This is a genomic window from Pseudomonas sp. NFACC24-1, from assembly GCF_900115235.1.
Lineage (GTDB): Bacteria > Pseudomonadota > Gammaproteobacteria > Pseudomonadales > Pseudomonadaceae > Aquipseudomonas > Aquipseudomonas fluorescens_AA.
Map to the genome: position 1 here is coordinate 11,351 of NZ_FOVS01000024.1, position 14,070 is coordinate 25,420.

General features: G+C 61.8%; 9 protein-coding genes. 4 read left to right on the forward strand and 5 right to left on the reverse strand.

Annotated features, from left to right (window positions below; translation table 11 throughout):
* Window positions 1–21 precede the first annotated feature (21 nt).
* Window positions 22–3,933, reverse strand: coding sequence for an ATP-dependent RNA helicase HrpA (gene hrpA / locus BM317_RS20765; RefSeq protein WP_092476021.1), 3,912 nt, complete (start codon window positions 3,931–3,933; stop codon window positions 22–24).
* A gap of 118 nt (window positions 3,934–4,051) precedes the next feature.
* Window positions 4,052–5,761: a bifunctional isocitrate dehydrogenase kinase/phosphatase gene (aceK, locus tag BM317_RS20770; RefSeq protein WP_092173075.1), complete on the reverse strand. Its 1,710-nt coding sequence runs from the start codon at window positions 5,759–5,761 to the stop codon at window positions 4,052–4,054.
* 130 nt (window positions 5,762–5,891) lie between these two features.
* Between aceK and BM317_RS20775 the strand changes: the two genes are divergently transcribed.
* Entirely contained in the window at window positions 5,892–6,800 is a 909-nt protein-coding gene (locus tag BM317_RS20775; protein ID WP_092173078.1) for a DMT family transporter, read from the forward strand.
* Window positions 6,801–6,921: 121 nt separating this feature from the next.
* Here the strand turns inward: BM317_RS20775 and BM317_RS20780 are convergent, their stop codons facing one another.
* The 3 genes from BM317_RS20780 to cysK form a co-directional block, all read right to left on the reverse strand.
* Window positions 6,922–7,785, reverse strand: coding sequence for a DMT family transporter (locus BM317_RS20780; protein ID WP_092476025.1), 864 nt, complete (start codon window positions 7,783–7,785; stop codon window positions 6,922–6,924).
* A gap of 339 nt (window positions 7,786–8,124) precedes the next feature.
* Window positions 8,125–9,063, reverse strand: a complete 939-nt coding sequence (locus BM317_RS20785; RefSeq protein ID WP_092173084.1) for an aspartyl/asparaginyl beta-hydroxylase domain-containing protein — start codon at window positions 9,061–9,063, stop codon at window positions 8,125–8,127.
* A 355-nt stretch (window positions 9,064–9,418) separates the two neighbouring features.
* The gene (gene cysK / locus BM317_RS20790; RefSeq protein ID WP_092173087.1) at window positions 9,419–10,393 is read right to left on the reverse strand and encodes a cysteine synthase A; all 975 of its coding nucleotides are present in this window, start codon (window positions 10,391–10,393) and stop codon (window positions 9,419–9,421) included.
* A 147-nt stretch (window positions 10,394–10,540) separates the two neighbouring features.
* Here cysK and BM317_RS20795 point away from each other — a divergent pair, with 147 nt between their 5' ends.
* The 3 genes from BM317_RS20795 to BM317_RS20805 all read left to right on the forward strand — a co-directional run bounded on the left by BM317_RS20795 (window position 10,541) and on the right by BM317_RS20805 (window position 13,986).
* Window positions 10,541–11,617 (forward strand): DUF748 domain-containing protein, encoded by a 1,077-nt coding sequence (locus BM317_RS20795; RefSeq protein ID WP_092173090.1) that lies wholly within the window; start codon window positions 10,541–10,543, stop codon window positions 11,615–11,617.
* Window positions 11,618–11,927: 310 nt separating this feature from the next.
* A complete protein-coding gene (locus BM317_RS20800) occupies window positions 11,928–12,773 on the forward strand; it encodes an AAA family ATPase (protein WP_003184225.1) in 846 nt (281 codons plus the stop codon).
* A gap of 34 nt (window positions 12,774–12,807) precedes the next feature.
* Window positions 12,808–13,986, forward strand: a complete 1,179-nt coding sequence (locus tag BM317_RS20805) for a vWA domain-containing protein (RefSeq protein WP_003198888.1) — start codon at window positions 12,808–12,810, stop codon at window positions 13,984–13,986.
* Window positions 13,987–14,070: the final 84 nt, after the last annotated feature.

The window sequence follows — 14,070 nt, forward strand, 5'->3', positions numbered from 1 at the left end:
AGTATCATCTGACTTCTGCCATCACCCCTCCACCAGCCCCCACTGCTTGCCCAGGCGCTTGTCGGAAATCGGCACCTTGGTGCCCAGTTGCTGGGCGAACAACGACACCCGGTATTCCTCCAGCCACCAGCGGTACAATTCCAGTTGCGGGTCGCGCTTGCCTTCCTGGGCGTGTTTGCTGGCGCGGGCCTGGTATTGGGCCCAGAGGTTCGACAGTTCGCCGCTCCAGACCCGGTCTTTCTGCACTTGGCTGCCCAACTTCTCGAAGCGTTGCTCGATGGCCTTGAGGTAGCGCGGCAGCTCCTTGAGCCACTGATGCGGGGTTTCCCGCACGAAGCCCGGGTACACCAGGTGACTGAGTTGCTGCTTGATGTCGTTCAGCGCCACGGCCTGGGCCAGGTCGATCTTGCCCTTGAAGCGTTTTTGCAGGCCATGCCAGAGCTTGAGGATGTCCAGGGTCAGCTTGGCCAGGCGTTCGGCGTGTTCGGTCCAGCCGCCGCGCTTGCGCTCGGCCAGGGCAGCCAGGGCGGCGCCGTCGCGGGGCAGGCTCGCTTCACCTTCGAGCACACAGCTGTCGAGGCTGGCGAGCAGGATGTCTTCCACCAGGCCGTCGATGCGACCCAAGTCGCGGTACAGCAGGCCCAGCTCCGTCAGCCCCGGCAGCTTGCCCCGCAGGAACTTGGCCGATTCGGCCAATTGCTGCATGAGCAAGCGCTGCAAAGCGCGGCGATGCTGGAATTCGGCTTCGGCCGGAGTCGGGAAACGCCCTTCCTTGACCACGCCGCCCTCTTCCACCAGCGCCGGATAGACCGTCATCGACAGCCCGGCGATCTTCTGCTGGGTTTTCTCGGCCACCGGCGCGAAGACCTTCGCCTCCACCGGTGCCTGGCTTTTTGCCGTTTGCGGCACGGCCAAGGCCGCCTGGCTGGCCTCGGCAAAGCGTGCTGTCAGCTCGGCCAGGTCGCGGCCCTCGCCGAGGAACTTGCCCTGGCCGTCGACGATTTCCAGGTTCATGCGCAAGTGGCTTTCCACCTGCTGGGCCGCTTCGGCCCAGGCTTCGTCGCTGACCCGCGCACCGGTCATGCGCAGCAGCTCACGGCCCAGGGACTGCGGCAACGAGCCCTCGGCGAAGGTGATACGTTGCAGCGCCGCCTTGACGAAGTCCGGTACCGGCACGAAGTTCTTGCGCAAGGCCTTGGGCAGGTTGCGCACCAGGGCGATGCACTTGGCCTCGATCATCCCCGGCACCAGCCATTCCAGGCGTTCCGGCGGCAGCATCGGCAACAACGGTGCCGGCACGCGCAAGGTCACGCCGTCGCGGGGATGGTTGGGCTCGAAGTGATAGCTCAGCGGTAAGGTCAGGTCACCGACACGCAAGGTGTCGGGGTACTGCGTGGCGGTGACCTCGCTGGCCTCGCGGGCCAACACGTCTTCCTCGCGCATGATCAGCAATTGCGGGTCTTTCTGGCTGTTGATCCGGTACCAGCTGTCGAACGTCGCGGTCTGGTGGATCTCGGCCGGCAAACGGGCGTCGTAGAACGCAAACAGGGTTTCCTCGTCCGCCAGGATGTCGCGGCGACGGGCCTTGGCTTCCAGTTCGTCGAGTTGCTCCAGCAGGCGGGTATTGGCCCCCAGGCACTTGGCCTTGGACTGGATCTCGCCGCGCACCAGCGCCTCGCGGATGAACAGCTCACGGGACACCACCGGGTCCACCGGACCGTAGTGCACCGGCCGCCGACCGACGACGATGAGCCCGAACAAGGTGATCTGCTCATAGGCCACCACTTGTCCGCGCTTCTTCTCCCAATGGGGTTCGAAGTGGTTTTTCTTGATCAGGTGCCCGGCCAGCGGTTCGATCCAGTCCGGCTCGATCTTGGCCACCATGCGCGCGTACAACTTGGTGGTTTCCACCAACTCGGCGGTCATCAGCCACTGCGGCCGCTTCTTGCCCAGGCCCGACGACGGATGGACCCAGAACCGCCGCTGGCGAGCACCGAGGTAATCACCGTCTTCGGTTTTCTGGCCGATCTGGCTCAACAGGCCCGAGAGCACCGCCTTGTGCAGCTTCGGGTAATCCGCCGACTCCTTGTTGAGGCTCAACTGCATGTCGCGGCAGATCAGGCTCAACTGGCGATGGGAATCGCGCCATTCGCGCAGACGCAGGTAATTGAGGAAATTCTTGCGGCACCAGTTGCGCAGCGGGCTGGCAGTCAGGGCCTGGCGCTGTTCTTCGAAACCGCGCCACAGGTTGACCAGCCCGGCGAAGTCCGAATCCGGATCCTTCCACTGGGCGTGGGCCTGGTCGGCCGCCTGTTGGCGCTCCGGCGGACGCTCGCGCGGGTCCTGGATCGACATGGCGCTGGCGACGATCAACACTTCCTGCAGGCTGCCCAGCTTCGCCGCTTCCAGCAGCATGCGTCCCATGCGTGGGTCCACCGGCAGGCGGGCCAACTGCCGACCGAGCGGGGTCAACTGACTGTTGCGGTCCACCGCCGAGAGTTCTTGCAGCAGGTTGAAACCGTCGCTGATGGCCTTGCCGTCCGGCGGCTCGATGAACGGGAAGTCGGTGATCTCGCCGAGGCGCAGGTGCAGCATCTGCAGAATCACCGCCGCCAGGTTGGTGCGCAGGATCTCGGGATCGGTGAACTCCGGCCGCCCAAGAAAATCTTCCTCGCTGTACAACCGCACGCAAATGCCCGGCTCGACCCGCCCGCAACGGCCTTTGCGCTGGTTGGCGCTGGCCTGGGAAATGGCCTCGATGGGCAAGCGCTGGACCTTGGCCCGGTAGCTGTAGCGGCTGATGCGCGCGGTACCGCTGTCGATCACGTAGCGAATGCCCGGCACGGTCAGCGAGGTTTCGGCGACGTTGGTCGCCAGCACCACGCGACGGCCCGGGTGGGACTGGAAGATCCGCTGCTGTTCGGCCGGCGATAAACGCGCATACAGCGGCAGGATCTCGGTGTGCTTGAGCTGGGCCTTGCGCAGCATCTCCGCGGCGTCGCGAATCTCCCGCTCACCCGGCAGGAACACCAGCACGTCCCCGGGACTGCGGCGCTCGCTGCGCTCGTAGGCGGCGATTTCATCGAGGGTGGCGAGGATCGCCTGGTCGACGGTCAAGTCGTCCTCGACCCGGTTGCCCTCCTCGTCCTGCTCCAGGGTCAGCGGGCGATACCAGGTGTCCACCGGGAAGGTGCGGCCCGAAACTTCCACGATGGGCGCGTCGTCGAAGTGCTTGGAAAAGCGCTCCAGGTCGATGGTCGCCGAGGTGATGATGACTTTAAGGTCCGGGCGGCGCGGCAACAGGGTCTTGAGGTAGCCGAGCAGGAAATCGATGTTCAGGCTGCGTTCGTGAGCTTCGTCGACGATGATCGTGTCGTAGCGCTCGAGGTAGCGGTCGTTCTGGGTCTCGGCCAGCAGGATGCCGTCGGTCATCAGCTTGATCAGGGTGTTGGCGTCGCTCTGGTCCTCGAATCGCACCTGATACCCCACCAACGCCCCCAACGGCGTGGCCAGCTCTTCGGCGACACGGCTTGCGACACTGCGGGCGGCGATCCGGCGCGGCTGGGTGTGGCCGATCAAGCCGTGCTGGCCGCGACCGATTTCCAGGCAGATCTTCGGCAACTGTGTGGTTTTGCCCGAGCCGGTTTCGCCGGCGATGATCAGCACCTGATGCTTGAGCAGCGCCTCCTTGATTTCGTCGCGCTTGGCGGCGATCGGCAGATTGTCGTCATAGCGGATCACCGGCAGGCTCGCCTTGCGCGCCAGCACCTGGTCGCACGACGCCTGCATGCGCGCCACCCACTGGGCCAGCTTGGCCTCGTCGGGCTTCTTGCGCAGCTCGAGCAACTGGCGCCGCAACCGGTGACGGTCGGCGAGCATGGCGTGGTCGAGGTTTTTCAGCAGCTTGTCGATAGCGGGGGCTTGGTCAGTCATCAGGTACGCAAGGGGAATAGGAGCAGCGGCAAGTTTCAAGCTGCAAGCTGCAAGTTGCAAGCGGCACTGCCCTGAAACTCAAAACTTGCCGCTTGAAGCTTGAAGCTTGAAGCTGCTTCTAACCCTTACGCCGATACGGGAACACATCGATCACCTTCCCCGCCCGGATTGCCTCTTGCAGGCTTTTCCAGTAGTCGGCGTTGTACAGCTCGCCGTGCAACTGGTCGAACAGCTTGCGCTGCCCGGCGTCGGCGAACAGGAACGGTGGGAATTCCTCGGGAAACACGTCCAGCGGCCCGATGGAATACCAGGGCTCGGAAGCCATTTCGTCTTCCGGGGTACGGGGCTCGGGGATGTGGCGGAAATTGGCTTCGGTGAGGAAGCAGATTTCATCGTAGTCATAGAACACCACGCGACCGTGGCGGGTCACGCCGAAGTTCTTGAGCAGCATGTCGCCGGGGAAGATATTGGCCGCCGCCAGTTGCTTGATCGCCAGACCGTAGTCTTCCAGCGCCTCGCGCACCTGGTCGGGGTTGGCGTTTTCCAGGTAGAGGTTCAGGGGCGTCATCCGGCGTTCGGTCCAGCAGTGCCGGATCAGCACCGTCTCGCCTTCCACCGACACCGTGGAAGGTGCTACTTCCAACAGTTCCTCCAGGCAGGCCGGCTCGAATTTGCTCAGGGGAAAGCGGAAATCGGCGAACTCCTGGGTATCGGCCATGCGCCCGACCCGGTCGACACTTTTCACCAGTCGGTACTTCTCGATCACCGTGGCCCGGTCGACGTTTTTCGACGGCGAGAAGCGGTCCTTGATGATCTTGAACACCGTGTTGAAGCCCGGCAGGGTGAACACGCTCATGACCATGCCGCGCACACCGGGCGCCATGATGAACTGGTCGTCGGTGTTCGCCAGGTGGTTGATCAGCGCCCGGTAGAACTCGGACTTGCCGTGCTTGTAGAAACCGATGGAGGTGTACAACTCGGCGATGTGCTTGCCCGGCAGGATGCGCTTGAGAAAGCCGATGAATTCCGCCGGCACCGGCACGTCCACCATGAAGTACGAGCGGGTGAACGAGAAGATGATCGACACCTGCGCCTCGTCGGTGATCAGCGCATCGATCTGGATACCCCGGCCCTCACGGTGCAGCAGCGGGATCACCAGCGGCCATTGATCGTCGCGAGTAAAGATCCGGCCCACCAGGTAGGCGCCCTTGTTGCGGTAGAGCACCGAGGAAAACAACTCCACCGTCAGTTCCGGATCCTTGCAGACCCAGTCCGGCAGGTTCTCGCGCAACTGCGCTTCGAGGCGCAGCAGGTCGCCTGGCAAGTCGCCGTAGTCCTCGCTGAACCGGTAATCGGCGAACACGCTCGCCAGCATCCGGTCCAACTGCCCCTGGGGCTTGTAGGTGCGGGTCTGGGCGGCGCGGGCCCGGCGCAGGCTGGGCCGGGTGGTGTGGATGAACATGGTGCCGTCGCTGATCAGGTCGTGGCTGAACAACCCGCAGAAGATCGAGTTGTACCAGGTTTCCGACAGTTCATCGTCGAAACGCAGGTCGATCAGGCTGATGTAGGCGCTTTTGACCAGCGGCCAGCAGCCCACATCCATCAGTGTTTCGTCATCGAAGGCCTTGTGCAGCCTGGCGACGGTTTCGAAGACTTTTTCTTCATACAAATTGATCCGCGCCGCCGACGCCGCTTGGGCCTCCAGCCACAGGGCCTGCTCGAACCGGGCGCGGGCGCCGTCGGTGATCTGCCGGAAATGCTCACGATAATCGTCGAAGCCGTCGAGGATCGAACGGGCGATTTCGAGGGCGGGCCATGGCTGCGTCATAGGGTAAACCTCGGCGGGTCATGCTTGTTATTGGCGACTGAGCTTAGAGGCCAATCACGCGCCAACGCAACCATTGCCATCGCTATGCAGGGCGGCGACACTTGCCACCCCATCAAGGAAGGAGTGGCTCGTGAACCTCGTCGATATCCTGCGTTTACTGTCATTGGCCGCCATCTGGGGGGCCAGCTTCCTGTTCATGCGCATCATCGCCCCCGTCATTGGCACCCTCCCCACTGCATTCTTTCGCGTGTCCATCGCCTTCGTCGGGCTGCTGGTGATCCTGGCCCTGATGCGCGTCGACTGGAATTTTCGCGGCAAGCTCAAAGTCGTGATGGTGCTGGGCCTGATCAACTCGGGCATTCCGGCCACGTTTTATTCGCTGGCGGCCCAGGTGCTGCCGGCCGGTTATTCAGCGATTTTCAATGCCACCACGCCATTGATGGGGGTGTTGATCGGCGGCTTGTTCTTCAGCGAACAACTGACCCCGGCCAAGGTCAGCGGTGTCTTCCTGGGGCTGCTCGGCGTTGCCATCCTGACCCGCGCCGGCCCGGTGGCCTTCGACCTGCAACTGTTGATGGGCGCCCTCGCCTGCCTGCTGGCCACGACCTGCTACGGCTTTGCCGGCTTCCTCACCCGGCGCTGGCTCGATCACCAGGGAGGCCTGGACAGCCGCCTCTCGGCCCTGGGCAGCATGTTCGGTGCCACGGTGTTCTTGCTGCCGCTGTTTGGTTACAGCGTCATCAGCCAGCCGCCGGCCAGTTGGGGCGGCTGGAGCGTCTGGTTGTCCCTGCTGGGGCTGGGCCTGGTGTGCACTGCGCTGGCGTACATTCTTTACTTCCGCCTGCTCAGCTCCATCGGCCCGGTCAAATCCATGACCGTGACGTTCCTGATCCCGCCATTCGGCGTGTTGTGGGGGGCGTTGCTGCTGGATGAGCCGTTGGGGATGGCGCATTTGTATGGCGGGGTGTTGATTGCGGCGGCGTTGTGGTTGGTGTTGAAGCCTGGGGTGGTGAAACCGGCTGAAGCGTCTGCCCGGTAATCCATCGGTGTGGCTTAATAGGCCATCGCGAGCAAGCTCGCTCCCACAAAAGGGCTGCGCATAACCCTGTGGGAGCGAGCTCGCTCGCGATGGCGGTGGTACACCCAGCGATGACTAAGGGCTAGCGGCTCTTACGAAACACAAACACCAACCCCACGATGATCAGCACCATCCCCAGCCAGCTCAACAACGCCAGCCGGTTGCCGAACACCAGGTAGTCCATGATCGCCGTCACCGCCGGCACCAGGTAGAACAGGCTGGTGACATTCACCAGGTTGCCCCGAGCAATCAAACGGTACAGCAGCAACGTTGCCAGCACCGACACCACCAGCGCCATCCACAGCACCGGCACGAAGAACCCCGTGCTGTATTCGAAGTGAAACGGCTGGAACGGCACGAACACCGCGCACAACACCAACCCGGCCAGGTACTGCACCGGCAGCGTGCCCAGTGGGTTATCGGTGATGCGCTTCTGCATGATGGAACCGGCCGTCATGCTCACCAGTGCCAGCAACCCGCACACCATCCCCGCCAGGGACATGCCGGCCAGGCCGATGCCCTGGTACACCACCATGACCAACCCGACCAAGCCCAGCACCAGGCCGAACATCCGCGACCAGGAACGCTGACGTTCCATGAGCACCACGGTCAGGATCGGTTGCACGCCCATCAGGGTGGCCATGACCCCGGGCGTGACATTCATTTGCAGCGCCAGCAGATAAAAAATCTGATAGGCGCCCAGCAGCACCAACCCGGTGGTCACCGCGTACAGCATCGGCTTGCCGGTCTTGGGCAGCTTGAACTTGAGCATGGGGATCAACAGCACCAAGGCGAACAGCGCGATGGCAAAACGGATCAGCAAAAAGGCGAAGGGGGAAGCGTGGGCCAGGCCCAGCTTGGAAAAGATCGCCCCACTGCTCCACAGCAAAACGAACAGGCTCGTGGAAGCCGCCGCCAATAAGGCGTTTTTGGAAAGGGAAAACATGGATACCACCTGTAGTCAGGCAAAAAGCCAACTCAGCCGAAGCTGAAGTCCAGTAGTTTTTTCCGGGCGGGCACAGGGGATGGCAACCGTTGCCGATCAGCCCTGAATGCCAACACCCGGCGGTGATACGACGGCGTACACCGGTGGGCTACTGACAGGTGGAGGGTATTGACCGATCTGCGCAGGCTGCTGACTCCCACACGGCACGACACCAGCGTTGAACGCTGGAACCACGACCGCGATGACAGGGGATGCAGGCATGAGCCGATCTCTTGAAGGGTGGGTTCGAAAACCCGAAGAGCGTCGACTATAACCAGCGCTCGATGGACTACGCAATATTTAAACGAACAACCAGTAGCCAAGCGCCGTCAGCACCGCCACCGCCAACACTGGCCGCATCACCCGGTAGGCCTTGGGATGCTTGCGCTTGAACTGCTTGACCCGGCCGCTGATGCCGTCACTGAACGACTTGCTCCAGGCATAGGCCCGGTTGATGCCACCGACGTGTTCTTCCTCCAGGTTCTGCGGCGCGGTGGCGCGGCCGAGGAACGCGCTGATGCTGCGGTTGAGGCGGGTCATCAGCCGGCTTTTCAGGGGGCGCTCGACATCGCAGAACAGAATTACGCGGGTCTGTGGGGTTTCGTTCTTGACCCAGTGCACATAGGTTTCATCGAACATGACGTCTTCGCCGTCGCGCCAGGCGTAGATCTGACCGTCGACGAAGATCCGGCAGTCATCGGAATTGGGCGTGGACAGCCCCAAGTGATAACGCAACGAACCGGCGAAGGGGTCTCGATGTGGATTCAGATGGCTGCCACCGGGCAGCAGGGCAAACATCGCACCGCGCACATTCGGGATCTGGTTGACCAGCTCGACGGTGCGCGGACACAGCATCTCCGCCGACGGCAGCGGTTTGTCGTACCACTTGAGGTAGAAGCGCTTCCACCCCTTCTTGAAGAACGAGCCGAAACCGGCGTCGTTGTTCTTCTCGGCGGCACGAATGTAACCCTCGTCGAACAGGTGCATGGCCTCGTCGCGAATGACTTGCCAGTTGTCCTTGAGCACATCCAGTTCGGGAAATTTGCTGCGATCCAGGTAAGGCTTCGAGGGCACGCCGGAGAACAGGTACATCAGGGCGTTATAGGGGGCGAACAGCGCCGAGTGGTTGACGAATTGCCGCAGTACCGGCAAACGCGCCTTGCCACGCAAATGCACATAAAGCGTACTGCCCAAAAACAGCAGCAACAGCGAGGCCTTGGCGACAAACGAAACGGTCATTTATAACTCCTTGTCCAAAACAACTACGCAACGCCATCAGCCCGACGCAGCGGCCGGCCATGTTATAGATCGTGGCCAGGCCAGGGAACCGCCCGGCACAAACATTCACTGTTGAGGATTACGCAACAATGTCCTTCTTAACATGCACGGCCTGAACCTTGGCTGACGCTGATCAACTTCCTGCTCACCACCCTGTGGCGAGGGGATTTATCCCCGTTGGGTTGCGAAGCGACCCTGAAACCTGACGGCCCAGCTATCGAGCCGGCTGAGTTGCTGGGGGACTGCTGCGCAGTCCAGCGGGGATAAATCCCCTCGCCACAACAAAGGTCCCTCCACCCTCGAAGTCCATTCACCGTTACTGCTGAGTCTCCTGCTCGGTAAACAAATCACTGAACAACATGCTCGACAAGTACCGCTCGCCCGAATCCGGCAGGATCACGACGATGGTCTTGCCCTGCATTTCCGGTTTTTCCGCCAGGCGCACAGCCACCGCCATCGCCGCACCACAGGAGATCCCACAGAGGATGCCCTCTTCCTGCATCAAGCGCAGGGCCATGGCCTTGGACTCGTCGTCAGTGACCCGCTCGACCAGGTCGACGATCGACAGGTCGAGGTTCTTCGGCACGAACCCGGCACCGATTCCCTGGATCTTGTGGGGGCTGGGCTTGATCTCATGGCCCGCCATCGCCTGGGTAATCACCGGCGAAACCTCAGGTTCGACCGCCACCGACAAGATCGGTTTGCCACAGGTGTTCTTGATATACCGCGAAACCCCGGTAATGGTTCCGCCGGTGCCCACGCCCGCCACCAGCACATCCACCGCGCCGTCGGTGTCGTTCCAGATTTCCGGGCCGGTGGTTTTTTCGTGGATCGCCGGGTTCGCCGGGTTATCGAACTGCTGCGGCATGAAGTATTTGGAAGGATCGCTGGCCAGGATCTCGGCGGCCTTCTCGATGGCCCCCTTCATGCCCTTGGCCGGTTCGGTGAGCACCAGTTCCGCCCCCAAGGCCTTGAGCACCTTGCGGCGCTCGATGCTCATGGAGGCCGGCATGGTCAGCATCAGCTTGTAGCCACGGGCGGCGGCCACGAACGCCAGGCCAATGCCGGTATTACCCGAAGTCGGTTCGACAATGGTCATGCCCGACTTGAGTTTGCCCGAGCTTTCAGCGTCCCAGATCATGTTCGCGCCGATCCGGCACTTGACCGAATACCCTGGGTTGCGCCCCTCGATCTTGGCCAGGATGGTCACACCGCGCGGCGCAATGCGGTTGATCTGTACCAGTGGCGTATTGCCGATGGAATGGGCGTTGTCAGCGAATATACGGCTCATGGCTGGGTCCTTGATGCGGCGAGAATTTAAGCCTTTAAAGGTATGCCTGTTGCCCACAGGCGTCCAGTTGCACCGAACGTTCCCGTTGTTGCGACAGTCAATGGCATTAGGAGGCGCCCCCCCAACAAACGCTGGAGAATGACTGACATGAAGCGTCGATATCGCTGGCCACTGTGGGTGTTCGCCACCCTCGTCGCGGTGCTGGTGGCCCTGCATTTCGCCCTGCCTTACCTGGTACGCGACTACCTGAACGATAAACTGGCCAATATGGGCGATTATCGCGGCCAGATCACCGACGTGGACCTGGCCCTGTGGCGCGGTGCCTATCGGATCAACGGCCTGGAAATCGTCAAGGTCGACGGCAAGGTCCCGGTGCCGTTCGTCACCGCACCGCTGGTGGACCTGTCGGTGAGCTGGCACTCGCTGTGGTACGACCACGCGGTGGTGGCCGAGGTGGAATTCGCCCGCCCCGAAGTAAACTTCGTCGACGGCGGAGCCAACCGACAGAACTCCCAGACCGGCCGGGGCACCAATTGGCGCGAACAACTGGGCAAACTGCTGCCCATCACCTTCAACGAAGTGCGCATCCGGGACGGCAAGGTCACCTTTCGCAACTTCAACTCCAAGCCACCAGTCAACCTGCGGGCCACCGACGTCAACGCCAGCTTCTACAACCTGACCAACGTGGTCGACACCGAAGGCAAGCGCGACGCCCGTTTCGAGGGTAAAGCCTTGGTAGCCGAACATGCGCCCCTGGAAATGCAAGCCACCTTCGACCCCTTGAGCAATTTCGAAGATTTCGATTTCCGCCTGCGGGCCACGAACATCGAACTCAAACGCCTGAACGACTTTGCCGCCGCCTATGGCAAGTTCGATTTCAACGCCGGCCACGGCGACCTGGTGGTCGAGGCCGAAGCCGACAATGCCCGGCTCAGCGGCTACATCAAGCCTCTGCTGCGTGATGTCGATGTGTTCGATTGGCAGCAGGATGTGGAAAACCAGAACAAGAACATCTTCCGTTCGGTCTGGGAAGCGTTGGTCGGCACGGGCGAAACAGCCCTCAAGAACCAGCGCAAGAACCAGTTCGCCACCCGAGTGGAACTCAGCGGCAATGTTCACCAGCAGGACATCAGCGCCTTCGAAGCCTTCCTGCAGATCCTGCGCAACGGTTTCGTCCAGGCGTTCAACGCCCGTTATGAACAGCCACCGCCTTCGACCGACTAGGCCTGTGGCGAGGGGATTTATCCCCGCTGGGCTGCGCAGCAGCCCCAACAAGGCAACTCGGTATGCCAGGAAGATTGAATTCACTGTTTTAGGGCTGCTTCGCAGCCCAGCGGGGATAAATCCCCTCGCCACAAGAGTGGGTAGTCCCCATCGAATACGCCGAGACTGAGTCAACATGTGACGCTCCATTCAGAGACTGAATACAGCGTCTGCGTTCACAGTCGGCGGGGCCTCGCGTTATAGTCGGGCACGATATCTATTTCGCGCGCCCCGCCTCACCAGGCCGGCGACACCGTTCGAGGAATTGCAGATGAAGTTCGAAGGCACCAGCGCCTACGTGGCTACCGATGACCTGAAACTGGCCGTCAACGCCGCCATCACCCTGGAGCGGCCGCTGTTGGTCAAGGGCGAACCGGGCACCGGCAAGACCATGCTCGCCGAGCAACTGGCCGAGTCCTTCGGCGCGCGCCTGATCACCTGGCACATCAAGTCCACCACCAAGGCTCACCAGGGCCTGTACGAGTACGACGCGGTCAGCCGCCTGCGGGACTCGCAACTGGGCGTGGACAAGGTCCACGACGTGCGCAACTACCTGAAGAAGGGCAAGCTCTGGGAAGCGTTCGAGTCCGAAGAGCGGGTGATCCTGCTGATCGACGAAATCGACAAGGCCGACATCGAGTTCCCCAACGACCTGCTGCAGGAACTCGACAAGATGGAGTTCTACGTCTACGAGACCGACGAAACCATCAAGGCCAAGCAGCGCCCGATCATCATCATTACCTCCAACAACGAAAAAGAGCTGCCGGATGCGTTCCTGCGCCGCTGCTTCTTCCACTACATCGCCTTCCCCGACCGCGTCACCCTGCAGAAAATCGTCGATGTGCATTACCCGGATATCAAGAAGGACCTGGTCAGCGAAGCGCTGGACGTGTTCTTCGACGTGCGCAAGGTGCCGGGCCTGAAGAAAAAGCCCTCCACTTCCGAACTGGTGGACTGGCTCAAGCTGCTGATGGCCGACAACATCGGCGAAGCGGTGCTGCGCGAGCGTGATCCGACCAAGGCCATCCCGCCGCTGGCCGGCGCACTGGTCAAGAACGAGCAGGACGTGCAACTGCTCGAGCGCCTGGCGTTCATGAGCCGTCGCGGCACCCGCTGATCCTCTTCGTCCCACAAGAGCGAGGGCGATTGCCATGCTGCTTAACCTGTTCAACGAGATGCGCGCCGCCAAGGTGCCCGTGTCGGTGCGTGAACTGCTGGACCTGATCAACGCGCTGAAACAGCGGGTGATCTTCGCCGACATGGACGAGTTCTATTACCTGTCCCGGGCGATCCTGGTGAAGGACGAACGGCATTTCGACAAGTTCGACCGGGCGTTCGCCGCCTACTTCAACGGCCTGGAGAAACTCGACGACCACCTCCAGGCGCTGATTCCCGAGGACTGGCTGCGCAAGGAATTCGAGCGCTCGCTGACCGATGAGGAACGGGCACAGATCCAGTCCCTGGGCGGCCTGGACAAGCTGATCGAAGAATTCAAGAAACGCCTGGAAGAACAGAAGGAACGCCATGCCGGTGGCAACAAGTGGATCGGCACCGGCGGCACCAGCCCGTTCGGCTCCGGTGGTTTCAATCCCGAGGGCATCCGGGTCGGCGACGCCGGCAAACGCCAGGGCAAGGCCGTGAAGGTCTGGGACCAGCGCGAGTACAAGAACCTCGACGACCAGGTGGAACTGGGCACCCGCAACATCAAGATCGCCCTGCGCCGGCTGCGCAAGTTTGCCCGCCAGGGTGCGGCCGAAGAGCTGGACATCGACGGCACCATCGACCACACCGCCCGGGACGCTGGCCTGTTGAACATCCAGATGCGCCCGGAGCGACGCAACACCGTGAAGTTGTTGCTGCTGTTCGACATCGGTGGTTCGATGGATGCCCACGTGAAGATCTGCGAAGAACTGTTCTCGGCCTGCAAGACCGAGTTCAAGCACCTGGAGTACTTCTACTTCCACAACTTCGTCTACGAATCGGTGTGGAAGAACAACCTGCGCCGCACTTCCGAGCGCACCTCGACCCAGGATTTGCTGCACAAGTACGGCGCCGACTACAAAGTGATCTTCATCGGCGACGCCGCCATGGCCCCCTATGAAATCACCCAGGCCGGCGGCAGCGTCGAACACTGGAACGAAGAAGCCGGTTATGTGTGGATGCAGCGCTTCATGGAGAAGTACAAGAAGCTCATCTGGATCAATCCGTACCCCAAGGACACCTGGGGTTACACCGCCTCGACCAACATCGTGCGCGAGTTGGTGGAAGACCGGATGTATCCGCTGACCTTGCGGGGGCTGGAGGAAGGGATGCGGTTTCTGTCCAAGTAAGATTTTGGTTGCCTGTTCAGGCCTCATCGCGAGCGAGCTCGCTCCCACAGGGGATCTCAGTGTGACGAAGATCCACGGTGGGAG

What these genes read in the sequence shown, in the direction of transcription:
- hrpA (WP_092476021.1), bottom strand. Translation starts at nt 3,933, where the DNA reads ATGACTGACCAAGCCCCCGCTATCGACAAGCTGCTGAAAAACCTCGAC.
- aceK (WP_092173075.1), bottom strand. Translation starts at nt 5,761, where the DNA reads ATGACGCAGCCATGGCCCGCCCTCGAAATCGCCCGTTCGATCCTCGAC.
- BM317_RS20780 (WP_092476025.1), bottom strand. Translation starts at nt 7,785, where the DNA reads ATGTTTTCCCTTTCCAAAAACGCCTTATTGGCGGCGGCTTCCACGAGC.
- BM317_RS20785 (WP_092173084.1), bottom strand. Translation starts at nt 9,063, where the DNA reads ATGACCGTTTCGTTTGTCGCCAAGGCCTCGCTGTTGCTGCTGTTTTTG.
- cysK (WP_092173087.1), bottom strand. Translation starts at nt 10,393, where the DNA reads ATGAGCCGTATATTCGCTGACAACGCCCATTCCATCGGCAATACGCCA.
- BM317_RS20795 (WP_092173090.1), top strand. Translation starts at nt 10,541, where the DNA reads ATGAAGCGTCGATATCGCTGGCCACTGTGGGTGTTCGCCACCCTCGTC.
- BM317_RS20800 (WP_003184225.1), top strand. Translation starts at nt 11,928, where the DNA reads ATGAAGTTCGAAGGCACCAGCGCCTACGTGGCTACCGATGACCTGAAA.
- BM317_RS20805 (WP_003198888.1), top strand. Translation starts at nt 12,808, where the DNA reads ATGCTGCTTAACCTGTTCAACGAGATGCGCGCCGCCAAGGTGCCCGTG.